The following is a 23,819-nucleotide window of genomic DNA, read 5'->3' as shown; positions in this document are numbered from 1 at the left end:
CGCTATGCCTTCGCATCCGACGCGTCGGCGGCGGGGGCGTCCGCGGGCTCGGCGGCGACCTCGTCTGCCGGGGCGTCCGCGCCGGCGGGCTCGTCCACCTCAACCTCGACGGTCACGGTGCGCTCGTCCACGGAGTCGACGAGGTCGCGCACGTGGGCGAGGTAGTCGATGCGCTCGGTCTTGGTCATGGGGCGCACGCGGGCGAGGATGAGCTCGTCCAGGATGCGCTCGGCCACGCTGGCGCCCGTGGAGCTGAAGCGCGCGGTCGCGTCGGTAAAGGCGCCGCCCGCCTGTTCAAAGACGTCGGCCATCGAGCGGGCGAAGTCGCTCTGCCGGGCCTCGCCGCGCACCTCGGAGCCCTTGGCGGCAAAGTCGTCCAGGACTTCCTTGCCCTTCTCGGCCGCCGTGGCGGCCACGCCGAGGCCGATGTTCACCATGTTGTTGACGATATCCTCAAATGACTGGGCCATGGGTCCACCTTTCCCGCTGACGAATCGTTGCCCCTCTTCTACCCGCTCGGGCGCATCTTAGTTACCCGGTGCGTCTTTGGTACCGGGCGGCCACAGATGCCCCAAGGCGGCGCCCCGCACCCGGGACACCGCCTTGGCGCGCTAGTTGTCGGACATGGCGAAGGCGTTCTTCATAGCGAGACTCGTGGTGTAGAGCACGCTGCCGAGGAGCTTCTCCGTCTCGGTCTTGAGCGTGGCCGCCATGCGCTCGTTGGCATCCTTCAGCAGGTAGGGCGCCGCCTCGGCCTCGAGCTCGGCCACCGCCGCGTCCGTCTCGTTGAGCATGCGGTGCCCGAGGGCGCCCACCTTCTCCTGATACCGCTCGATGTGCGCGGAGTTCTCGCGGAAGCGCGCGTCGGCAAGCGCGGCGATCAGGCGGTTCGCCCAGTAGAAGCTCTCGCTCGTCACGCGCTCGGTGGTGTTCTCCAGATACGCCGGCGCCTCGTCCACGTTGGTGTAGAAGGGCACGAGCGCGTTGAAGACGTTGGAGCCGAAGGCCATCCACTGCACGCCGCGGCAGCTCTCGGGGCGGTCCGGCCTGATCTGCAGCACGGCGAGCTGGCCGTTGCGGTTGATGCCGATGGGCCGGTAGAGACCGCGCGTGGCCTCGGTGCCGAGCTTGCCGTACGGGTCGTACGGGGTGCCCTGGTAGTGGGCCGAGAGCACGTACTTGACGTCCTCGATGGTGAGCTTGCGCTCCGGCACGCGGCACCAGGGGATGGTGTCGGACTCCGGCGTGTGCGCGGCGCCCGGGCCGTCCCAACGGTCGTGCGGGTTCAGGCAGCGCTGCATGTACCAGGCCCGCGGGGTGTTGTAGACGTGGTCGCTGTCGGAGTGCGAGCCAAAGGCGTCGCGCGGGTTGAAGGTGTCCGCCACGCCGAAGGGCGCCTCGGCGCCGGCGGCAAAGCCCACGTTGCCGGGGCGGAGCGTGAGGTCGAGGTGGTGCGTGGCCATCCACGCGCGCAAATCGGCGCTCGCCATGTGCTCGCGGCGCGGGCCCTCGGCATCCGCCAAGTCAAAAGAATCGATGCCCAGCTGGTTGGGCATGGTCACGTAGGCGTCGTCCGGCACGCGCTTGGCGATCCAATGGTGGCCGCCCACGGTCTCGAGCCACCAGATCTCGTCTGCGTCCGAGAAGGCGATGCCGTTCATCTCGTAGGTGCCAAAGCGCTCGAGGAGCGCGCCCAGGCGCTCGACGCCCTCGCGAGCACTTCTGATATAGGGCAAAACGAGGGTGACCATATCCTCCTCGCCGATGCCGCCCACCTGCTCGGGCTCGTAGCCCTCCTCGCCCTCGATGCCGCGGGCGGGGCGGTACTCGACGAGCGGGTCGGCGCCGAGCACGCGCTCGTTTGAGGTGATGGTCTCGGTCGCGGTCATGGCGACGTTGGCGGCATTGATGCCGGCGGCGGCCCAGATGCCGTGGCCGGACAGGGCATCGGGCACGGACATGTAGCGCATCGGCTCCTCGGGGAGCTCGATCACCACGTGCGACGCCGTGGCGGTGTAGGTGCGCGGCTGCTCGTCGGGCATGACGACGTGCATCTTCTTGGGCTCGAACTGCCCGCCGGGCGAATCCTCGTTGCGCGCGATGATGGTCGAGCCGTCAAAGCTCGCCGCCTTGCCGATCAAAATGGTGGTGCAGGCCATGGGCCGTCCTTCCGCTGTAGGTCGTTTTCTGCCACGGCTATGGTAGCGCAGTGCATAGGTAGATGTGGCCCGCAGCGCCTCGATACCTGCAAGCGCCCGTCCGGAGCGACTCCCTACCGTATCTTGCCGGCAATCTCGGCCAACCGATCGACCAGCCCGTCCACATACGTCACCGGCCTACCCAACCTCTCATTGAGGCCATCGTCGGCGAGCGACGCCCTCCGGGCTCTCGCCGCATCCGATGGGGTCCCCTTCAGGTACCTTGTCCAGAGATCCTCATAAGGTAAGCAGGGCTTCTCGTATCCGAGAATCCTGCCGTCCCTGCCCAGCTCGCGCTCGGCGTCACTCGGACTATCAACCAGAACCCCGGTGGCGTAGTGCAGCAGAATCCAGTACTCAAATGAGGGACTTGAGTTGGCGACGGCAATCCCCGCCTTCTCGGCCAAGGCAATCGCCTCTGAATATCCGCGAGGGCCCTCGTCCTCGCGGGGCTCCGCGTCAAACACCACGTGTCTTACGGCGACCACGGCAAAACAATGGCACAGCCCTTTCCAAAGGCTGCAAGCAAACAGGCGCCCGAACGAGGCTGCCGTACGTTCCCCTGAAACAGCTCCTCATGCGTTCCCATCCGGACGAACCGAATCTCCGGATTCGTCTTATGTGGCAGATAGAGCACCACCACGTCCACCTTGCCGTCCGAGAGATGGAAATCTATATGGCCGTTGTAGTTGCCACCGGGATTGCCGAGCAGGTGCGCCCCATACGAATCGGGCAACTCGCCATGTTCAGACAACTCGCGGATCGCGTCACCGAGTTCACGTTTGATACAAGGATACCGACGCGTAACGCGGCGATAATCCGCCGTGAACGACGCGTCATATTTGATGGCATACCTTACAGCGCCTCGAGATACGCGATTGCGTCGTCCGCGTTATCGAACCTGATCGCGTCATCCTCGACGAGGCCCATCTCCTTCGCCTCCGCGAGCAGCATCGCCCGGCGCGTCTCCTCATTCGGCACCTCGGGCGCGGGAGCGAGCTCGAAGGGAACCCTGCGCTGGTTGACGAGTTGACGCAGCGAGAGGGTTAGATACGTGTTGAGGTTGAGTCCGATCGAGTCGAGGATGGCGACCGCTTGGGACTTGAGCCCTTCGTCGAAGCGAACGGTCGCCGGTTTCATCGTTGCGGTTGCCATGGTTCCTCCTTTGTCCGACTACAGGGATATCCCACCCTATAACACCAGTTAGACGTCATATAACATCTAACTGGTGTTATCCAACTGCATCCAGCATCATAATTCATGATTGGAGCGGCTCATAGAGGGGTCCTTGACCGTCTCAGGCACCCGTGATTATCTGTATTTGCTCGCCAGATTACGGCGTGGTTATACCAAACGAGCCGCCCCAAGAGGCGGCTCGCAAGACCGATTAACATGTTCGCAGGAGCGACGCTAGTACTTCCTCCATACCATGCGGTCGACGATGCCCGTGTAGGACTGGACGATCTTCACGACCTTGGTGGACACGGACTCCGTGGCGTAGTCGGGCACCGGGGCCTCGGGGAGGCTGCCCTCCGCGTCGAGGGCGACCGCGGTGCGCACCGCGTTGAGGAGCCCCCTCCCGTCGATGCCGGCGAGCACGAAGCAGCCGCGCTCCATCGCCTCGGGGCGCTCGGTCGAGGTGCGGATGCACACCGCCGGGAACGGGCGGCCGATCGAGGCGAAGTAGGAGCTCTCCTCGGGGAGGGTGCCGGAGTCCGAGACCACGCAGTAGGCGCCGGACTGGAGCCTGTTGTAGTCGTGGAAGCCCATGGGCTCGTGGGTGCGCACCAAGGGGTGCAGCGCGAAGCCGGTCTCCTCCAGGCGCTTGCGGGAGCGGGGGTGGCAGCTGTAGAGGACCGGCTTCCCGTACTCCTCCGCGAGCGCGTTCACCGCGGAGAACAGGCTCCGGAAGCTCGCCTCGTCGTCGATGTTCTCCTCGCGGTGGGCGGAGAGCAGGAAGTAGCCGCGCTCCCCAAGGCCCTCCCTCTCCAGCACGTCCGAGGCGTCGATGGCGGCGAGGTTCGCGGAGAGGACCTCGGCCATGGGGCTGCCCGTGACGAAGGTGCGTTCGGGCGCGCAGCCGGTGTCCTTGAGCCAGCGGCGCGCGTGCTCGGAGTAGGCGAGGTTCACGTCGGAGATCACGTCGACGATGCGGCGGTTGGTCTCCTCGGGCAGGCGCTCGTCCCTGCAGCGGTTGCCCGCCTCCATGTGGAAGATCGGGATGTGGAGCCTCTTGGCGGGGATTGCCGAGAGGCAGGAGTTGGTGTCGCCGAGGACGAGCAGGGCGTCGGGCCTCGTCGCGACCATCAGCTTGTAGCTGCGGTCGATGATGTTGCCGACGCTCTCGCCGAGGTCGGCGCCGGCGCAGTCGAGGTAGACGTCCGGGTCGTCGAGCTCGAGGTCCCGGAAGAAGATGCCGTTCAGGGTGTAGTCGTAGTTCTGCCCCGTGTGCGCGAGCAGGCAGTCGAAGTGCCGGCGGCACTTCTTGATGACCTCGGACAGGCGGATGACCTCGGGGCGCGTGCCCACGATTATCAGGAGCTTCAGGCGCCCGTCGTTCTTGAATTCGATTTCCTTCATTTATTTAACCAGCCTTTCTCGTATCAGGTTCGCAGGCCAGAACGACACGGCACGTCATTAGCACAGTTCTGCGCAAGCACAGCTCCAGCGAGAAGGGGTCTCCGTGTCATGCCTTTTCTTCGAATATGATGATGAGGTAATCCGTTATTTAAATCGCCCCATCAATTTAAGATGATGCCGCGATCCGCAGGAAGTGACGCACGTACACATCATCGTGCGATAGTGGGTCCAAACGCAATGCACCTGTTAAAGACCGTACCCTCTTCATCCCTAAGCGCCGAAGTAAAACGAAGCCTCCGACCGGCTTGCGACAACGAATGAGAACAGAATCACCTCGCCGTTCTATTGCGATAACGAATATGGTGGAGGCGCTTCTCAAGGTGTATTCCTTCCGTTAAAGACAAATAATCAAAGCCATGCAATCATCAAAGCGCAATTATGCATTCAGATCAAATCGTTTATCCCCTAGATTGATGCAACTTCTTGGTCGGCATGCAGCTTTTCGGCGATTCATTCATTATTGCATTTGCTATTTCCTTGGCAATTAATTTGTAGCCTCCACCATTCGGATGGAAATGATCCTTGTTGTAGACCTTGTCCCAACCTTCTTGGCTTACCGATCTCTTTAGAAGCGCATACAAATCTAGATAGCAGACGTTGCGACGCTGCGTATTCGTTCGAATAAGCCTGCTAAATAATTTGTACTGTTCGGGCGTTCCAGGAAACAGCCGTTCGTCAATATAAACGCATGAGCAACAAACGATTGCCATATCCTGCATGACCAGTTTATCCAAAAGATCTGCGTAGCATCTGTCGAAAGCCTCGGGAGAAACCCACTGTTCAGTACCATCTATTGCTCGAATCAATGAAGAAAAGAAATGCCTTGCCGCATTGTCGACAAGCTGGATTATGTGCCTACCCAAAGAGAGGGAGTAGAAAGGTCTCGGCATCAACATACCCCCCCTGATAATGCTTCGGAATGCGCGGAAACACCATTCCAGAACGGCTTGGCCGTATCTGCGCGTCAACGTTTCCGTAAAGGATAACGCACACCGACCGCCCATCCTCCGCAGCTATTTTCCCTTCATTTAGCAGCTTCATGCCATAAGCTATTGTCGTACCGGTGTATGCAAGATTAATTACTTCAAAGCCATCCCCCAATAAGCGAGCAAGCTCATCAACAAAGCTAACTTTCTTGCTCCCCAGTCCTTGGGTGATAGAGTCGCCAAGCAAATACACCTATCGAGTCCGCTGCCAATTAACGCATCCTCCCATGCCTCGAGAGCAGCCCTCCGACAAGCTCTTTTTCGTATGAGTTCATTGAGACGAAGTAGGTTACCAATACGTATGCGACCGCAAAAACAAAACAATGAATCACAAGCGACAACGCAGCAGACGGTAGCTGTACGCGAGCGATCGCCATGCCAACCAACACTGCTATGGGCACCCCCCTTAGCGAGCCAAGAACAGCGCGCCAAAATCCGAATACATCAAGACCAATTACGCGACCGTAATACACGTTCATCACGAGACCGCTCCCGGCAAGCAAAACAATAAGGCCGGCGAGCGCACCACCCGGCACGCCAAGTTTAGAAACAAGTGGGAAGGAGAGTGTAACATTCGCTAAGGCGCATACCACATAAACTGAGGCGCGGAAGTTATAGCGATTGATGACCTGAAGAATAGTAAGCCCAAGAGCCTGAACGATATCGGGAACAAACGCAATCATCATCAGTAGAGCCACTATAAAGGCCTGGTCGTAGCCATCCCCCACCCATATACTGATAAATTCTTGACCGTATAGAGCAAAACCCGCAAGTATCCCGGCAATGATTAACATTGATAGCCTGCCAGTTTTGTTCCAGAGAATCGACAACTCTCTCGAAGAATTGGGGTTTTTAGTAATCTCCGTCACACGCGGAACGAAAACGCTTGAGACCATCCTGCCAAGAACGCCATAAGCCTGGTAAACTTGATATCCAACAGAGTAAACGGCAACAGCAGCAGTGCCAATAACGTAGCCGACAATCATCTGACCCGTTTTCGCAAAAACAATGTCTGCCACCATTGAGACGAGCATGATGCCAGAAAAACCAACGATTGGCATAACCGTCTTCAAGCTGATATCGTGAGCAACAATTTTGCAGCCAAGCTCACGAACCGCATAAAAACGCTTAAGAACACAGCTAATAAAAGACACAGCAAGCTGCACAAGGCTTATGACCAGCGCTTGCGGAAAGACTCGAATGAGAGCAAGGACGACAAGCGGCTGCAGCACAAGGCCAACTAACTCAAGCACCTTGATGAATACAAATCTCTCATGTGCAAGGACTACGGTAGAGTACGTAAAGAAAGACATGTTCAGGACTATGTTCGTACAGACCACAAAAAGCATCACAATGCCCTCACGAAGTTCATCCGTGGACATGCTCTTAGAGTAAGCGCCCGTGAAAAAGAAGGCAAACACAACGGAAAGAACGGCGACTAAGCCAGAGGCGACGCGGTATACGAATCGCGCTATCGCCAGAACATTCTCCATTTTCTCTTCGTTATGATCAGCCTTGGCTTGACAGTAAAACCGCAAAACTGATGTTGTAAGCATCGACTCAAGGATATTGATGTAGGCGGTAAGCGAGCCGATTATTTGATAAAGACCATATTGAGACTGCCCGATTCCAGACAATAACAACGGGGTGTATATGAATGACACAAGCGTTTGCACGACTGTGTTAACATACCCCAAAACCACTCCCAGCTTACGCTGGCTAGATGCGTCTATGTCAACGCACCCCCCTTCTCTTTTGTGACAAGAATGCCGTAGAATAAATCGCTAATTTCTTTGTCATAGCGCTCCCACGTAAGCTTCCCGGCTGTTTCGAGCGCAGCGGCGCTCATGACTGGAATACGCTCAGGATTTTCGGAAAACCAATTGACAGCATCTGCCAGCGCAGAAGATCTGCCTGCCGGAATAACGAAACCGTTGACCCCCTCGCTGATGAAATCACTGATCCCCGTGCAATCCGTGCAAACAAGAGGAAGCCCTCTGCAAAGGGCTTCCGCACAGGCAAACGAAAAGCCATCGGATAATGAGGGGAAAATAAACACATCAGCCCAGTCAAGCTGATTGATCACCTGATGATGGGTAATCTTGCCCGTAAACTCGATGTTGGGCTCCTTAGCCCAGCGCTCTAAGTATGAATCGCAACGGTCGTAAACTCCAACAAGTCTCAGAGATTCTTGGCGCCCTTTGAACGCTTCCAGAAGATGGTGCACGCCTTTTTGTGGTGTACACCTGCCACAGTAGACAAAACGAAGAGGTCTAGCCTCTGGCTTAGATTTTGGTTCGCCTTTAATGGGGAAATTGCCACCATTAGCGCAAACCATCACCTTTTCCGGAGCAAGACCGCTTTCCACGAAGCTACGCTTGACATAGCTAGACGCCACCAGATATCTATCGGCAAGATCAATTTCTTTGGTTACATAATCTGCATCCCTGCCCTCAAGAAGTAATGGGGCAAAAAACGGCTCTTCAGAATTAACGGACTTATACTCGTCCGCCATTTTCCTTCCAACAAAGATAGAGCAAGCGGAAGCAGAATCAATGATACGTAATGTGCCGGGGACATGGCCTTTCAGCCATTTGAAAGCTCCCGCTGCCTTGCCTTCATACATTATTATGGCATCGGCATGCTTTCGAGCAGCAAGCTTCGCGACCTTTTTCCCAAAGCGGTAATTTAGTTGCAATTCGTTAAGTTCGTAAAGGCGGCGCCAGCCCAGTCTACTCAACACGATGCTAAGAAGACCAGACAATGTGCATAAACAGGTAATCTTATTCTGATCAAGATCATCTAAGTGTCTTGTTGCTATGCCTTGCCTAAATGAAGAGGATGGCACCTTTTTAAGATAATTCACTAAGGCAGACTTGGGAGTATCGTACACTGTCGTGATGTATGAGTCCAGCATCCCAGCCTTTTCTAAGGCACTAGCAAGATGGGCAGAATGCTGCCATCCCGAATGAGCGACCAAGACTTTCATCGACTGAAGATCTCCCCCGTTTTAGAATGATGAGTTGAACCAAGAGGCGCGGCGGTTTTTTCATCTAAATAGCCACATGCAATCCAGAACACAAAGCTACAAACACCTGGACCAATGGGAGGAAGCGCCTCAAACAAGGACACAACAAGATAGAATACTGAAAGCACACATCCTAAAATGCATTCAATATATTCTGCGTTCGCCGCATGGGTCGTAGCGCCACGTTGGCCATGTCGTTTTTTTACCAAAGATGAGAAGTTGATTAGAAATCGGACTAATATCAGCATGACGACGAGACCGCCCACCATTACGCCAAGATTCGCGAAGGTATTTAAATAAAAGTTATCGACATAGTAGTCCCCCACCCCAAAAAAAGGATGCATGGAAATAGATTTCAAAGCGTCAGCCCAGTAACCTGTTCTTCCGCTGGAAATAGCGCTCAATCCCGCGCCAGCATATTTATCCAAAAGAAATGCATGAGCCACAACCGACTGGATTCGCGGGCTAAAAACTAATCCAGCAACGCAAAGAGATAACGCTGCGAAAAGCAGCTTGTATTTCCTATCAATTAGGAGCCAAGCAATAAGTGCAATAGCACAAGCAATCATTGAGCTTCTGCACTGAGCGGCGACAAGTATAGCAAACATGTAGATAGCTGATGAAGCTGCCAGAAAACGTCCTTTAGCCGTCGCCTTCGGAATTACAGCGCACAAGATTATCGCAACAGATATTATTTGACCAAAGCTGTTCTTCTGTCCAAATAGATAAACCTCATTAGATAACCAAGAGCTCAAGCCCGGTATATAGTTCAAATGAACCCAAAGTGCATACGCAACACTAGCAGCTATGTAAATATACGCAAGGTGACAAAGATGCTTTTCGTTCACCATAGATGACGAGAGCGCCATGCCAACAAGATACATCAGAAAGACTTTAGTAATACATATAAAGAGATTAGTGATGTAGCCAGCTTCTCCTGTCACGAAAAACATGACAGAGCAAACAGAAGCTAATGAGGCATAAGACAGAAGAAAAAACAAAGAAAAAGGGCTCAAAACGGTACACGAGCCTCGACTGTGGAAGTTTAACGCGGCAATAGAAATCCAAAGCGGGCCATAAATCACGAGTAAATCTCGACCAGCAAACTGTGACGCTACCGTAACCACAATTGCAGCAGCAGCCAGAAGACCACCAATGCGCGAGTAAAAACTTGCTGCTTGCCCATCACGATTCGAATGCTCACTATTCATATTCGCATCTTTCCACGGACAACTTTAGGCCCGGCTCAATGGGCCTTTTTCCGGCAAGAAACTCCTGCGATCCATCTGCGCCTTGGCTACGCGCACAAGATTTACCGCCGCAGATGCCGCACTCCAATCCGTGCTAACTGTTTCGACTGCATTTTTCCCCATCAAACGAAGATCATCAAGATGAGTAGCAACAAACCTCAGCTTCGATGTCAGGGACTCGCAGCCACCGTCAAAGGATAAGCCATTAACTCCGTCACGAATCAGAAACGGAACACTGCCCATTTCGCTGCTTGCGATAACACAGCACCCCATTGCCATGGCTTCATTAATCGTTGCCCCCCATCCTTCGCTTCGGTTGCTGGTGGCAAGAAAAATGGAACTGTCGCTCATGAGCAAAAGGGCCTCCTCATGAGAACGCTCTCCCAAAAAATGAACGCGATCAGATATTCCCAAATCTATAGCGAGGCACTCAAGACGATGCCTCTCAGGACCATCTCCCGCTATACGAAGATGTAAGTCAAACCCTTCCTGTTTGAGGAGACCGAGTGCTTGGAGTTGCATATCGACGCGCTTTAATGGAATAAGCCGCTGTACGCTACAGACGGTGTTCGCACATCGACTTTTCTGTGAACTCAGAAGAGCATATTGTGCATCGTTTGTCGCAACCTGTGGAAAGTACCCCCATTTTAGACACTTGCTCCGGGGAAAGCCGAACATGGAGAGGTCGCGAGCCGTATATGCGCTTGCGCAGAGAACATGCATGTTTGAGTTTTTATATCGTCCGAATCGATCCCACGTTCTATAACGTTTAGGAGGCACAAAGCGCCACCAGTCACCGCGCTTGAGAAGACGCTCGGCATAGCGAAAGAACATCTTGCCCGTCTTCGCCCTAGCTCGAACGTACTGTTCTTTACCGGCCATGTCGCCAAAAACGACAACATCATCCTCAATAGCGCGCCTCATGGCTTCATCAGCTTGATCAGTCCCCTCATACTCACGCAATACGAAGGGATAAATCGCGTCGAGAGAGTCCCGTCCCACGGCACCTTCCGTGTGCATAAGGGATACAAAGGTATAATCGACCCCCTCCATGGCACAAAACTCAAGCGCCAAGGGCAGTTGATGCGCATTGAAGTAATTTGAAAAAAAGGTGAGCCTCATCGCTTCAACACCTTATCAAGCGATCTCTTAGCCATCCACAGAGGGGAAACTGGACGCCTTGACTGCCTTAAGCCACACGACCGTTCGAACCATGCCGGATCAATCTGACCCATGTGATTTAGTTTCTTAAAAGCACGAGGAAAGCTGTAAACTTTCTCAGCAGGTAAATGGAGTATGGCTAAGTCTTCCCATCTAGGAACGGAATAGTAGCGACCCGTCCAGCAGCGCGTGGCGTACCCGTTCGCCGACACTACAGTTGGCAAAGATCCAAGAGCCGTGGATGCATACAGCAGAAATTCATCACCTCGTTTGGAAACGTACCCGTGAGAAACCATTTTTCTGTGAACGTATGAGCACGCATCCAAAACCAAGCGAAGCTCAGACACACCGCCACACAGAAGCTCGCCGCCATAGAAGGGCAAGAAACATTCCGGTTTTTCAATACCGATGTGCTTGAGATCTGTCTCCATCGCCCTTCGATCTCTGTCGGCTAAAGGCGCATGCAGATCAATCATCGATACCCCCCCCCTCGAAGAAGCATATAGTTCTTCGAGAGAACCCCTAACCCAAGTATCTGTATCAAGCATACAAACGTATTGGTATGATTCAGAGGAAAGCACAGAGTCGACAGCGCATAGCTTGTAGTATGCAAGATGCCAAGGCACGTCAAATGGAAATGAAAACTTTTCAAACGGTTGGTGAATGACTATCGCCCCAAAACCATCTAGAATGTCGCGCACATCGCTAGGGACTTCAGTGTTCGTTACTAATAGAGCTTCCCAATCAGGATTTGTTCTCTTAACAGACCAAAGCGAAACCGCTGCAGATTCAAAGTATGCCCTCGATCCTTTTGCCCCAATGTTAGCGCCGCTCGATTTCGCGTTATCCCAAGCAACGCTTTCCACTATCGCTTTCAATTAATTCCTTCCAGATAGTCGCATGATCGCAATCTTTGCCTGCTCGTAACCAGCAACCGAGCAGGATGTCGCCGACAATAGCGTTTCGCTACAACCTCCCGCGTCATACGTCACAACAGATGTGCCACAAGCTTCGGCCTCTAGATTTACCGTGGGGAAATTGTCCTCATGCGTCGGGTTGAACAACACGTCAGTCGTAGAATATATTCCCGCAAGCTCCCGCGGAGAATCAGTGCGGGGGATGCCGATAATGCCCCTCGGCAACCACCGAAACTGCTTCTTGTCTAGCCCAACGAGGACGAACGCAAACCCCTCGTTGCCGAACTCTCCTGCCAGGCGAATGAAATCTGACAGTCCTTTCCGCTCGGTCCACGGGCTGGCGACGCCAAGAATCATGAAACGATCACCGATACCGTAGCGCGCGCGAAAGTCGCTTGGAGTTGGCTTGAAAACGGTTGTATCGATGGTGTTGTGACGAACCTCGATGGGATAAGTCCCGAGGAAACTCCGCTTGACCAACCCCTCAAGCCACTGAGAGGGAGTGATGAGTTTCATCCTCTCAGGTAAAATGCTTGCAAAGAGACGACGCTTTTCATCGAAGTTCCGCGCGCAGGCTTTTTTACAAATCGTCTTGGGATAGGTATTGAGCTGAGGGCATTTATCTGAGTACGCGCAATGAGATTGCCATTGCGCACACTTCACATATGTGAAATACGCGCAATGGCCTGTAAATGCCCAGCAATCATGCAAGGTCCATTCGACCTTGCAATTCTGTGCAGCCAGCCAATTGAACAGCATTTCGATATTGATGTAGTACCCGTGCAGATTATGCAAGTGAACGACATCTGGCTTTATTTCATCCAGGCGCCTTAGCAAACGCTTCGTAGCCGTCTTCGAATGAAATCCTGCACGACCGTCCAAACGAGTTTGCAGGGCATCAAGATAGACTTCGGGCTTTGTAGCGAACTTCATCTCATGGTCGTTTTGAGCCTCGCGGCCTCGACCCCAAAAGGCATACGAATCCTTCCCGTGCGAAAGGAGCTCACTATGCTCCTTTATCATAATCCCACCCGTGGAACCATTAGGCACGGTATTGATGTGTGCGTATACCGTCACGCTACACTTCCTCGAAATACGTGTCGGGCCTCTCGGGGTCGAAGGGCTCGCTGGCCCACATGACGGTGACGAGGTCGTCCGTGTCCGAGAGGTTCGTTATTGAATGTGTCATGCCGGGCGCCATCTCGACCACGGTGGGCTCCGCGCCGGAGACGCGGTACTCCTCCACCGGGTACGGGCTCCCCTCCGCGTCGACGCCGACGCGGCGCAGGCGGATGAGCGCCTCGCCGGAGACGACGAGGAAGCGCTCCCACTTGCTGTGGTGCCAGTGGTTGCCCTTCGTGACGCCGGGCTTGGAGACGTTCACGGACACCTGCCCGCGGTCCGGGGTGCGCAGGAACTCAGTGAAGGAGCCGCGGCCGTCGCGGTTCGCGCGCAGCGGGTACGCGAGGGAGCCGGCGCCGTAGTAGCTCTCGAAGGTCGACCAGAGCTTCTTGGAGAGCGACCCCTCGGTGAGGTCGGGCACGGACAGGTCCCCGCGGCTCCTCCTGAAGGACTCGAGCAGGGAGACGATCTCGCCGAGGGTCGCCCGGTCCGTCGCCGGGACGTGGCAGTAGCGCCCCCCCGGGTCGGGGACGGGCTCGAGGCCGTCGTAGCCGCAGCGGTGCTCCTCCCCCAGCAGGGCGGAGAGCATCTCCCCCACCAGGTCGTCGATGTGGAGGAGCTCCAGCTCGACCGAGGGGTCGCTGACGGTGTAGGGGCGGCCGTTGGCGATGGCGTCGCAGAACGTCGTGACCGCGGAGTTGTACCTGGGGCGGCACCACTTGCCGTAGAGGTTCGGGAAGCGGTAGACGAGGACGGGGGCGCCGGTGCGCTTGCCGTAATCGAAAAACAGCTCCTCGCCCGCGCGCTTGGACTCGCCGTAGGCGGAGCCCGCGTAGCGGCCGACGAGGGAGGCCTGCGCCGAGCTCGCGAGCATGACGGGGCAGCGGTTGCCATGGCGCTCGAGGAGCCCCAGCAGCTCCGAGGCGAACCCGAAGTTGCCGGCCATGAAGTCGGCGGGGTCCTCGGGGCGGTTCACGCCGGCGAGGTTGAAGACGAAGTCGGCCCCCGCGCACCAGGCGTCGAGCTCTTCGCGCGGGGTCTCGACGTCGCACTCCCAGACGGTCAGGGGCAGGAGAGGCCTATACCTCTCCCGCCTGTCCTTCCCGTCGCGGACGCTCTTCAGCGACTCGCAGAGGTTGCGGCCCACGAAGCCCTTGGCTCCCGTAACCAGAACTTTCACTACTGCACCGCCTCGTGCTCGCGGCCCTCGAGGGCGAGCCTCACGTACTCGGCGGTCTTGATCTTCTCCACCGTCCCGGCGACGTCGAGCCGCCGCGTGTTGTGGCTCGTGTAGGGCTCGTCCGCCTGGGTCTCTACCCTGCCCTCGACCACGAACCGGTCGTAGTTGAGGTCGCGGGAGTCGCACGAGACGCGGTAGTACTCCCCCATGTCCTCGGCGCGCAGGCGCTCCTCGCGGGTCATGAGGGTCTCGTAGAGCTTCTCCCCGTGGCGGGTGCCGATGACCCGGGTGCCGGTCCTGCCGAAGAGCTCCTGCACCGCCTCGGCGAGGTCGCCGATGGTGGAGGCGGGCGCCTTCTGGATGAAGAGGTCGCCCGGCTCGGCGTGCAGGAAGGCGAACTCCACGAGGTCCACCGCCTCGTCGAGGTTCATGAGGAAGCGCGTCATGGAGGGGTCGGTGACCGTCACGGGGCGCCCGGCGCGGATCTGGTCGATGAAGAGCGGGATCACGCTGCCGCGGGAGCACATGACGTTGCCGTAGCGCGTGCAGCAGATGGTGGTCCTGCCGGCGCCGTTGCGGGCGTTGGCGTAGATGACCGACTCCATCATGGCCTTCGACTTGCCCATGGCGTTGATGGGGTAGGCCGCCTTGTCCGTGGAGAGGCACACGACCCTGTCCACGCCCTCGTCGATCGCGGCGTGGAGCACGTTGTCGGTGCCGATCACGTTGGTGCGGACCGCCTCCATGGGGAAGAACTCGCAGGAGGGCACCTGCTTGAGCGCCGCCGCGTGGAAGACGTAGTCGACCCCGCGCATGGCGTCTCGCACGGACCGCGCGTCGCGCACGTCGCCGATGAGGAAGCGGACCTTGGAGGCGTGCCCCGGGTGCCGCGCCTGCAGCGCGTGCCGCATGTCGTCCTGCTTCTTCTCGTCGCGGCTGAAGATCCTGATCTCCCCGACGTCGCTCTCCAGGAAGTGCTTGAGCACGGTGTTGCCGAAGCTCCCCGTGCCCCCCGTGATCATCAGCGTCTTGCCGCCGAACGCCTCATGCGCCATGTTTCTTTCCCTTCAAATCATTCAGTTCTTTCTCAAGCCGGCTGTAGAATGCCTGCTTGGTGAAGTGTTTCTCGTAATACGCTTTGCCGCGTCTGCCGAGGGCCACCCGAATACTGTCAGGCTGTTCAGCGAACACCAGGCAATTGGCGGCGAGCCCAACGGGATCTTCCGGCGCCGATGCCAAGCCACAAGGCGCCTCGTTAATGACGCGTGCCGCTTCACCGGTCACCGTCCCGATGATGGGCTTGCCGGCGGCAAGATACGATTGGATCTTGCGCGGCAGTGTATACCCCAGTACGGGGTTATCTGCAAAGGTCGCCAGCATCGCATCAGACGCCTGGTAGTACGCGGGCATCTCCTCCAGAGGATGTCGCCCATGGAACACCACGTTGTTCAGGCCATATTGTTTTGCCAAATCCCTGCATGTCTGCTCGGATGATCCCGAACCCACGACATGGAACAGCAGGCGCTCCTCCTCCTTCACGAGGCGCGCTGCCTCGATAATCGTCTCGACAGACTGCGCCGAACCGATATTTCCCGCAAAGGTGAGGTTAATCTTCGTTCGGTCATACCCCTCGGGAATATCCTCCGCCTCGTCGGTGAAGAGATCCTCCGCATACTGCGGTAAATCAATCAGCTCAGACGTGTTCATTCCAAACATGTCGTGCAAGTACTCTTTGAACAGAGGGGATGTGACCGCCAGCCTATCCGCCGAGCGATAAATCCGTTTAGAAATCAACTTGAATAGGTTGTAGGGCGCGCTTCCCGCGGGGATACCGCCCGCCGTCAGGCATTCCGGCCAGATATCGATGCACCACAGCAACACCGGCACGCCCGTACGCTTGGCATAGGCGAGAGCGGGCTCCGCCATCATGACGGGAGAGGTCTGGAACGCAAGCACGACATCGAAGTCGGACTCCAAGCCCGCCGTCATCTTGGTCGCCTCATGACTAAAGCTGAAATAGTTCACCACGCGCTGTACCGTCGATGTGCCACGCGGTATCAAAGGAGAGCGGATGATGCGCACGCCGTTACGTACCTGATACCGGTTCTTTCCGCCTTCGTATCCCGGATAGATCGCCCCTTCGGGGTAGTTGGGCAGGCCCGTGAGCACCGTGACGTCGTACCCGCGCTGAACAAGCTCCTCGCATATTTCGGCGAAATTGAAGGGCTCGGGCCAGTAGTGCTGACTGACCACCAAGATCTTCGTGCGCTTCTTGGGGAGCGTGAGCGGTGCGGGTTCCGTCTTTTTAACTGACTTACCAACGCCGCTGTCGGCAGCATTACCCTGCCGCGACAATACGACCTCGATGCTCTTTATAAAGCACACCGCATCCAGATGGGCACTCAGGTTATGGCGATACACACCATCCATCCGTGCCTTGAGCCCGGGCGTTACAAAATCTCGTCCGTTGACCTGCGCCAAGCCAGTAAGACCGGGCTGGATATCATTCGCCCCGTAGGCGTCACGCATCTCGATTTGCCGATACTCGCTCAATATCATGGGACGCGGACCGATAACGGACATGTCTCCTTTAATGATGTTCACTAGCTGCGGCAACTCATCAAGTGATGTCTTGCGTATGAACGCCCCGATGGGCGTCAGGCAGTTCTTGTCCTCGTTCATAAGCGCTGTGGGCAGGTTGTCCGGCGCCTCTGTACGCATTGATCTGAACTTGTAGCAAACAAATGGCCTTTTGTTCTTACCGAAGCGCAACTGCTTGAAGATAATGGGCCCAGGACTCGTTACCTTGACAGCAATTGCCGTGGCGAGCAGCACCGGCGAAAGCACCGCAAGCCCCGCCGAAGCGAGCACGATATCCGAGCTTCGTTTGAAGAGCAGGAACGATTTCTGGGCAAGCCGGCAATCGTTGTCCGCCGCTTCCTCGGCCTCGCGAAGGTCCGCATACGCCTCTCGCCCATCATCGGGCTCATCAACGATCCCGGGCGTCTCGCTTGGCGTATCCTGCAGGCCTCCGGTATCGATTACAACCTCCCCGGCGGATGAGGAGCTTCTTCCCCCAAGCATGTATCCCATCCTTTGAATCGTACAAGCATTACGCTATCGAGACTCCGCCGCACGCTCCTCGGCGCGCTTGGCGCTCAACACACCCAACCCCACGCGCGTCCGCACGCGACGGCCGCAGATGTCGAGTTCCAGATAGGCGAGCGACTTATGGCGATTGACCTCGGCAATCAGCGCCTCATGGCCCTTGAGCGGCCCTTCGGTCACCACCACGCGGTCGCCCTCCTTGACGGCGACGGACATGGGCACGCAGCGCGCCCCCGTCCGCGTGAAGCCGTCGATGAGCTCCACCTCATCCCGCCCCAGCGGGATGAACCTACCGCCCTGCATGAGCACCCGGCAGAACTCCGGAAGGGGTGCGATCGCATCTGCCAGGCGGCGCGGTTCGTCGGTGACGGCGATGAGGTATCCGGGGAGCATCTGGCGCTTTACGCGCACCCATTCGCCCTTGACCTTGGTCTCGGTCTCGAACGTGGGGCTGAAGCACTCCCCCATGACCTCAGCGGGAACGACGCGCCCGATGAGACGGGCCATGGCGTCCTCGCGCCCGTGCATGACCTGGATGACGTACCACACGGCTACCACCGCTTCCTGCATGACGAGTCGGGGGTGGCACGGCCGGGTTGGGGGGATGCGGCTACGGCTTCGCCCATCCTGCCCATGGGGCAGGTTCTCACCCGGCCTATGCACTCCCCCAACCCGAGCAGGTCAGCAACGTGGCTCCACCCATCCGGAGAAAAGGTATGTTCTGCAGCGGACACCGGTTTCCCAGCATCCCAGTTGGCTGCGCGCGCCCCGGCATCCATGCGGCCGCTGGGGCGCGCGCAAACAACTGCGTGCCTACTTGCGCACCTCGAGCGGCATGAGCTCGCTGAAGCCGCCGTCGGCATCGGCGATGTCGACCATGCAGCGCCGTCGGTGGCTGTCTACGTCACGCAGGCGCCCCTCCATGCCTCGGAGCGGACCTGAGACAATGCGGAGCTTGCCGTCCTCCACCAGAGCCGTGCTCGAACGGAGAACGTGCCCGACATCGAGCGCGCGCTTGAGCCATGCCTCCGCCTCGGGCGCAAGCGGCGCCCATGCGTGCCCGTGCGCGCCGACGAGCACCACCGGCAGCGTGAGCTGCGCGAGCGCCTTCTGGAGTCCAGCGGGATCAGCCGTCTGCCCGAAGAGATAACCGGCATAGGCAATCTTTGAGTTGAGGCTCCATGCACCTCCGCGCTTGACCCAATACTCCTTGCGGATAGCGAAGACGTCATGGAGAAGATCTGCGGGTACGAGCTTGCGCAAGTCGCGTGCGATGCTCTCCTCACGCCCCTCGGGAACGGTAAGCGCATACCACCGGGTGCTGCCGCGGGGCACGCGACGACCTTGAGGCAGGCGAAGCGCGGTGTGTCGCGGCTGCAAAACCGATGTGGCCATGAACGCTTCCTCCTTCCCCGGTCACCTGCTCCTCTTGCATCCCCGTAGGCTGGAAGGGTGCAAAAGGTACAGGTTTTGACACGACCGGCGCGTTTGATGTCACAACCGGTCGGCGCTAGGTAAAGGCAGTGTCAGAGCCTTATGAAAATCCCGATTTGTTTAAAATATGGCGTAGGGGTGCCTTATAGTAGGTGGCCGGAGTTAGAGGGTTAAAACCTGTACCTTTTGCAGCAGGTCACTCCGCCCTCACCAGCGGTTTTCTCGGGCTACCGTTCAGTCAACCCTGCCAGCAGATCCTCTTTGCGCCACCTATCGAACGTGCTCACACTCACATCGAGCAGGCAGGCGGCCTCTTTGCGGGATAGTTGGCCCGCCCCGTAGAGATTTACGATCTCCCCGTAGGCACCCGGGCGCTCCTTACGCGGACGGCCGAAGCGCACGCCCCGGCGATGGGCCGCTGCGATGCCCTCGGCCTGACGCTGCCGGATATTCTCACGTTCGACATGCGCCACATAGGAAAGAAGCTCGAGCACGATATCGGCGATGAGCGTACCGGTTATGCCCTGGGTCTCCTGCCGTGTGTCGAGCAGCGGCATATCGAGCACCACCGCCGCCACGCGCCGCTCCTTGGTTATGGTGCGCCACATGTCGATGACCTCTTCATAGCTCCTGCCGAGCCGATCGATGCTTTTGACCACGAGCACGTCGCCGCCCTCGATGGCGGAGAGGAGCTCGCGCCAGGCGGGCCGGTCGAAGTCGCGGCCGCTCGCGCGGTCGGCGAAGATCCGGTCCACCCCAAACGCGTTGAGCGCATCGATCTGTCTGTTGAGATTCTGCTCGCGCGTGCTCACCCGCGCGTATCCAAACACCCGCCCCGCCATTGAGCCGCACCCCGTTTCCTATCGCATGCGTAAAGGCCGCCGTTGCTGCCGTCGATTCGCTTCTGGCTATGTTCATGTTGCAATCGTTTGATTATTTTGTACAATTGCAACATGATGTATGCGAATCACATTTCCTCTATGAACGAGCTGTCAGCATCAGAAGGCGTCTTCACCACGGCACAGGCGGCGCGGCTCGGCATCACGCGCAACGCCCTCGCCCACGCCTGCGCCGTTGGAAGGGCCGAGCGCATCTGCCATGGTGCTTACCGCCTCACGGGAACACCGGCACTTGAAACCGATGAGCTGACCGCCATCTGGAAGCTCACTAAGCCTTCACTGTTTACTTGGGAGCGACAGCGCACGTGGGATGGCATCGCAATTGGCGGCCACACCGCCGCCTGCCTACTAGGCATAGGAGACTTTTTCTCCACGCCCTACCGTATATTCTCGCCAGCAAGAATCAACTCTCGGCTCATATCGACAAGCTTCGGCATCCGGGCCATTGACCGCCAAGACGTCTCGTGGATGCTGGGGCTCCCCGTCACACGACCCGAACGGACCCTCGTGGATCTTTGCCTCGACTTCGAAGACCCTTCCCTTATCGGCAATGCGTTTCGCGACGCCTCCGCCAGAGGGCTCGACCTTCACCGACTCGAGGACCTTGTGCAGGGCATCGCGAAGACTCCCCAAAAGAAGAGACTGCTTATGCCGCTGAAGAAGCACATCCTCGCTGCGCGAGAGGAGCGAAACTCATGAGATACCGAACCCCTGCCGCCTTGGAGATGGCTGTTAAAGCCGCTGCTAAGGCATCGCCGCTCGACACCGGTCGAGCAATGTCAGCTTTCTACCTTCATCGGCTGTTGTGTCGAGTGTTCAGTAGCGAGGATTCGCCATTCGTTTTGAAGGGAGGAATGAGCATGCTCGCGCGAACCATTGACGCACGAGCCACACGAGACATCGATCTTGTTTCTCAAGAGGATACCCTTCTTTCCGCCGTTGAAGAACTGACGCGCCTCGCCTCCCTCGACCTTGGAGACTTTATCGCCTTTCATTTCGACCGAGTAGAAGCCATCAAGTCTGACGATGAATATCGCTGCGGCATGAAAGTATGGTTCACGCCGCTATTTGGAAGCAAAACCGCCCAGCCAATCTCCATAGACCTCGTTATCGATGAGGTTGCCGGTCTGAAACCTGAAAGAATTACCCCTGCTGACAGGCTCGATGTAGAGGGACTCCCCGTGTTCGACTATTCCGTTTGCCGAGCCGAGTCTGCGCTGGCAGACAAGTTTCTCGCCATCATCGAAACTCACAACGACAAGCCTTCTTCACGCGTTAAAGACCTGGTCGACATCATCATCCTCGCAAAGACATGCACCGTTGACGGAGAGTTGCTCGCATTCGAAGTAGCGAAGGAGGCAGCTGCTCGAAAAATCAAACTCCCGGAGACATTTGCGATTCCGGAGTTCTGGTTCCAAAACTATGAACAGACCTATAGAAGGTTGGCGCACCAAGCGAGGCTGGATCAAGTGGCCCCTGACTTATCTAGCGCCCAACAGCTAGCGAGGACGCTCTTCGCACCCGCACTCCTTCCCGTCCATCAACACCCAACGTGGAACCCTCATGATATGTGTTGGCGCAACAACCATATGTAGCGACAACGGTATCCATTACGTAAGGCAGTGAGCAATTCGCGAGGGGCGGAGCCGTCCACGATGGTAGCTCCGCCCCTCGAACGTAAATCACTATGCGCGCGGCGGCTCGACCCCCAGGTGCTCGAAGGCGGCGAGCGTCGCCTGGCGTCCCTGCGGCGTGCGCACGATGAGGCCGCGCTGCAGGAGGTAGGGCTCGTAGACGTCCTCGAGCGTCGAGGGGTCCTCGCCCACGGCGCTCGCGAGCGTGGTGAGGCCCACCGGACGACCGTGGTACGTCTTGGCCAGCCGCTCCAGAATGCGGATGTCCATCCAGTCGAGCCCGAGCTCGTCTATCTCGAAGAACTCGAGCGCCTCCCGCGCGATAGCGATGTCGACCGCGCCCGTGCCGCGCACCTGCGCGTAGTCGCGCACGCGCTTGAGCAGGCGGTTGGCGAGGCGCGGGGTACCGCGCGAGCGCGAGGCGATCTCTTGGGCCGAGTCCTCGTCCACCGAGACGCCCAAGATGGAGGCCGAGCGCAGCACGATCTGCGCCAGGTCCTTGATGGCGTAGTAGTCGAGCCGAAACGAGATGCCGAAGCGGTCGCGCAGAGGGCCGGTGAGCATGCCCGAGCGCGTGGTGGCGCCGATGAGGGTGAAGTGCGGTATCTCGAGCCTGATGGAGCGCGCTGCCGGCCCCTTGCCGATCACGATGTCGAGCGCGAAGTCCTCCATCGCGGGATAGAGGATCTCCTCCACCGAGCGGTTGAGGCGGTGAATCTCGTCGATGAAGAGCACGTCGCCCGGCTGCAGGTTGGTGAGGATGGCCGCGAGGTCGCCCGTGCGCTCGATGGCGGGGCCCGACGTGGTCTTGATCTGCGCGCCGAGCTCGTTGGCGACCACGGTGGCGAGCGTCGTCTTGCCGAGGCCCGGCGGGCCCGAGAAGATCACGTGGTCGAGGCACTCGCCGCGGCTCTGCGCCGCCTCGATGAGGATGCGCAGGCTCTGCTTGATATGGTCCTGACCGCAGTAGTCGTCGAGCTTCTGGGGGCGGAGCGAGCGCTCGACGTCGAGGTCGTCCGTCGTCAAGTTGCCCGTCACAAAGCGGTCGCCCCTCGGGGCGCGCGGGGCGTGCGCCTGGGGCGTGTCGTCCCACAGGTCGCGCGAGTCATCGGCCTCCCACATCATGCCTCCATCCCCAGTCGCTTGAGGGCGGCGCCGAGGAGCTCCTCGACGCGCATGCTCTGACCATCATACCCGTCGAGCGCGAGCTCGGCCTCCTGCGGGCTGAAGCCCATGGAGAGGAGCGCCGCCCGGGCGTCGCCGAGCACGTCGGCGCCGGCGGCGGAAAGCGGGAGCTGGCCCGCCACGGGCACGGCGGTGCCGGCGAGGCTCGCGTCCTTGGCGAGCGTGCCCTTGAGCTCGAGTATCAGGCGCTGGGCGGTCTTCTTGCCCACGCCGGGCACCGTGGCCATGGCCTTGGCGTCCTCCGCCATCACCACGGCGTAGAGCTCCCCCACCGTGAAGCGCGACAGCACCGAGAGCGCCATGCGCGGCCCCACGCTCGACACGGCGATGAGCCGGTCGAACATCGTGCGCTCCTCGCGCGTGGCGAACCCGTAGAGCGCCATGGCGTCGTTGGCGAGGCGAAAGCGCGTGTAGAGGCTCACCGCGCCGCCCGGGGCCGGCAGCGCCGCCGCGGTGGTGCCCGAGATGCCGAGCTCGAAGCCCACGCCGCCCGCATCGACGACCGCCTGGGTGGGCGTGGCCTCCAGAAGCGTGCCTGAAAGTTGCGCGATCATGAGTAGGGGTCGCCTTTCTCTTGGACGTACGTGCCATGGGTGAGTGCCTCGGTGCGGGCCAGGTGCGCATGGCAGATGGCGCAGGCGAGGGCGTCCGCCGCGTGGTCGGGCTTGGGGTCGTGATCGAGATGCAGCAGGCTCCGCACCATGAAGGTGACCTGCCGCTTATCGGCCGCGCCGGTTCCCACCACCGCCTGCTTGATCTGCATGGGGGTGTACTCGCCCACCGGTACGTCGGCAAGCGAGCAGGCCACGAGCGCCGCCCCGCGGGCGTGCGCCGTGGGGATGGCAGAGCGCACGTTGGCGCCGAAGTAGACGCCCTCCACGGCCGCGGCGTCCGGCCCATAGCGCCCCACCACGCGGGCGAGGTCGTCCACGATGGCGCGCAGGCGCTGGTCGAGCGGCTCGTCCGCGCCGGTATGGATGCAGCCGTACGCGCGGCAGCGCACCTCGCCGCGGCGCTCCTCGACGATCCCCCAGCCCGTGTTGGCGAGCCCGGGGTCGATACCCAAGATGACCATGC

At 58.6% G+C, this 23,819-nt stretch carries 24 protein-coding genes; 2 read left to right on the top strand and 22 right to left on the bottom strand.

What is annotated here, in order from left to right; translation table 11 throughout:
• Positions 1–2: 2 nt before the first annotated feature.
• The 19 genes from B5F70_RS02475 to B5F70_RS02395 form a co-directional block, all read right to left on the bottom strand.
• Complete coding sequence (locus B5F70_RS02475; protein ID WP_087203982.1) at positions 3–470, bottom strand: hypothetical protein; 468 nt, start codon at positions 468–470, stop codon at positions 3–5.
• 141 nt (positions 471–611) lie between these two features.
• Positions 612–2,159, bottom strand: a complete 1,548-nt coding sequence (locus B5F70_RS02470) for a C69 family dipeptidase (protein ID WP_087203981.1) — start codon at positions 2,157–2,159, stop codon at positions 612–614.
• Between the two features lie 113 nt (positions 2,160–2,272).
• Positions 2,273–2,665, bottom strand: coding sequence for an RloB domain-containing protein (locus tag B5F70_RS02465; protein ID WP_158094909.1), 393 nt, complete (start codon positions 2,663–2,665; stop codon positions 2,273–2,275).
• Between the two features lie 8 nt (positions 2,666–2,673).
• Positions 2,674–3,045 carry a type II toxin-antitoxin system YafQ family toxin gene (locus B5F70_RS02460; protein WP_087203979.1) on the bottom strand — a complete coding sequence of 124 codons (372 nt, stop codon included), beginning with the start codon at positions 3,043–3,045 and terminating at the stop codon, positions 2,674–2,676.
• 8 nt (positions 3,046–3,053) lie between these two features.
• Positions 3,054–3,353 carry a type II toxin-antitoxin system RelB/DinJ family antitoxin gene (locus B5F70_RS02455; protein ID WP_087203978.1) on the bottom strand — a complete coding sequence of 100 codons (300 nt, stop codon included), beginning with the start codon at positions 3,351–3,353 and terminating at the stop codon, positions 3,054–3,056.
• Positions 3,354–3,608: 255 nt separating this feature from the next.
• Positions 3,609–4,778, bottom strand: coding sequence for a UDP-N-acetyl glucosamine 2-epimerase (locus B5F70_RS02450; protein ID WP_087203977.1), 1,170 nt, complete (start codon positions 4,776–4,778; stop codon positions 3,609–3,611).
• Positions 4,779–5,236: 458 nt separating this feature from the next.
• Positions 5,237–5,728 (bottom strand): SGNH/GDSL hydrolase family protein, encoded by a 492-nt coding sequence (locus B5F70_RS10465; RefSeq protein WP_143753906.1) that lies wholly within the window; start codon positions 5,726–5,728, stop codon positions 5,237–5,239.
• 308 nt (positions 5,729–6,036) lie between these two features.
• Positions 6,037–7,521, bottom strand: coding sequence for an oligosaccharide flippase family protein (locus tag B5F70_RS02445; RefSeq protein ID WP_158094908.1), 1,485 nt, complete (start codon positions 7,519–7,521; stop codon positions 6,037–6,039).
• Positions 7,522–7,553: 32 nt separating this feature from the next.
• A complete protein-coding gene (locus tag B5F70_RS02440; RefSeq protein ID WP_087203975.1) occupies positions 7,554–8,813 on the bottom strand; it encodes a glycosyltransferase family 4 protein in 1,260 nt (419 codons plus the stop codon).
• Positions 8,810–10,063 (bottom strand): O-antigen ligase family protein, encoded by a 1,254-nt coding sequence (locus B5F70_RS02435; protein WP_087203974.1) that lies wholly within the window; start codon positions 10,061–10,063, stop codon positions 8,810–8,812. The genes B5F70_RS02440 and B5F70_RS02435 overlap by 4 nt, the downstream gene beginning before the upstream one ends.
• A 24-nt stretch (positions 10,064–10,087) precedes the next feature.
• Positions 10,088–11,224, bottom strand: coding sequence for a glycosyltransferase (locus tag B5F70_RS02430; RefSeq protein ID WP_087203973.1), 1,137 nt, complete (start codon positions 11,222–11,224; stop codon positions 10,088–10,090).
• Entirely contained in the window at positions 11,221–12,141 is a 921-nt protein-coding gene (locus B5F70_RS10460) for a hypothetical protein (protein ID WP_143753905.1), read from the bottom strand. The genes B5F70_RS02430 and B5F70_RS10460 overlap by 4 nt, the downstream gene beginning before the upstream one ends.
• Positions 12,142–13,257 (bottom strand): glycosyltransferase, encoded by a 1,116-nt coding sequence (locus tag B5F70_RS02425; protein ID WP_087203972.1) that lies wholly within the window; start codon positions 13,255–13,257, stop codon positions 12,142–12,144.
• Position 13,258: 1 nt separating this feature from the next.
• Positions 13,259–14,482 carry an NAD-dependent epimerase/dehydratase family protein gene (locus tag B5F70_RS02420; protein WP_087203971.1) on the bottom strand — a complete coding sequence of 408 codons (1,224 nt, stop codon included), beginning with the start codon at positions 14,480–14,482 and terminating at the stop codon, positions 13,259–13,261.
• A complete protein-coding gene (locus B5F70_RS02415) occupies positions 14,482–15,537 on the bottom strand; it encodes a polysaccharide biosynthesis protein (RefSeq protein ID WP_087203970.1) in 1,056 nt (351 codons plus the stop codon). Before B5F70_RS02415 ends, B5F70_RS02420 begins: the two co-directional genes overlap by 1 nt.
• The gene (locus tag B5F70_RS02410) at positions 15,527–17,566 is read right to left on the bottom strand and encodes a sugar transferase (RefSeq protein ID WP_158094907.1); all 2,040 of its coding nucleotides are present in this window, start codon (positions 17,564–17,566) and stop codon (positions 15,527–15,529) included. Before B5F70_RS02410 ends, B5F70_RS02415 begins: the two co-directional genes overlap by 11 nt.
• Positions 17,567–17,599: 33 nt before the next feature.
• Entirely contained in the window at positions 17,600–18,139 is a 540-nt protein-coding gene (locus B5F70_RS02405) for a transcription termination/antitermination NusG family protein (protein ID WP_241145878.1), read from the bottom strand.
• Between the two features lie 264 nt (positions 18,140–18,403).
• Entirely contained in the window at positions 18,404–18,985 is a 582-nt protein-coding gene (locus B5F70_RS02400; protein WP_143753904.1) for a hypothetical protein, read from the bottom strand.
• Positions 18,986–19,251: 266 nt separating this feature from the next.
• Positions 19,252–19,866, bottom strand: a complete 615-nt coding sequence (locus tag B5F70_RS02395) for a recombinase family protein (protein WP_087203966.1) — start codon at positions 19,864–19,866, stop codon at positions 19,252–19,254.
• Between the two features lie 138 nt (positions 19,867–20,004).
• Between B5F70_RS02395 and B5F70_RS02390 the strand changes: the two genes are divergently transcribed.
• Entirely contained in the window at positions 20,005–20,622 is a 618-nt protein-coding gene (locus B5F70_RS02390) for a type IV toxin-antitoxin system AbiEi family antitoxin domain-containing protein (RefSeq protein ID WP_204557974.1), read from the top strand.
• Positions 20,619–21,518 carry a nucleotidyl transferase AbiEii/AbiGii toxin family protein gene (locus B5F70_RS02385; protein ID WP_087203964.1) on the top strand — a complete coding sequence of 300 codons (900 nt, stop codon included), beginning with the start codon at positions 20,619–20,621 and terminating at the stop codon, positions 21,516–21,518. Before B5F70_RS02390 ends, B5F70_RS02385 begins: the two co-directional genes overlap by 4 nt.
• 90 nt (positions 21,519–21,608) lie before the next feature.
• Here the strand turns inward: B5F70_RS02385 and ruvB are convergent, their stop codons facing one another.
• The 3 genes from ruvB to ruvC are packed head-to-tail and all read right to left on the bottom strand — an operon-like array spanning position 21,609 to position 23,817.
• Positions 21,609–22,679 (bottom strand): Holliday junction branch migration DNA helicase RuvB, encoded by a 1,071-nt coding sequence (ruvB, locus tag B5F70_RS02380; RefSeq protein ID WP_087204103.1) that lies wholly within the window; start codon positions 22,677–22,679, stop codon positions 21,609–21,611.
• Positions 22,679–23,296 carry a Holliday junction branch migration protein RuvA gene (gene ruvA, locus B5F70_RS02375; protein ID WP_087203963.1) on the bottom strand — a complete coding sequence of 206 codons (618 nt, stop codon included), beginning with the start codon at positions 23,294–23,296 and terminating at the stop codon, positions 22,679–22,681. Before ruvA ends, ruvB begins: the two co-directional genes overlap by 1 nt.
• Complete coding sequence (gene ruvC, locus B5F70_RS02370; RefSeq protein ID WP_087203962.1) at positions 23,293–23,817, bottom strand: crossover junction endodeoxyribonuclease RuvC; 525 nt, start codon at positions 23,815–23,817, stop codon at positions 23,293–23,295. The genes ruvA and ruvC overlap by 4 nt, the downstream gene beginning before the upstream one ends.
• Between the last annotated feature and the right edge of the window lie 2 nt (positions 23,818–23,819).

Origin of the sequence: Collinsella sp. An268 (assembly GCF_002159765.1) — a bacterium.
Taxonomy (GTDB): Bacteria; Actinomycetota; Coriobacteriia; order Coriobacteriales; family Coriobacteriaceae; genus Coprousia.
The sequence above is the reverse complement of the archived record's forward strand: the minus strand, read 5'-3'. Positions and strand labels throughout refer to the sequence as shown.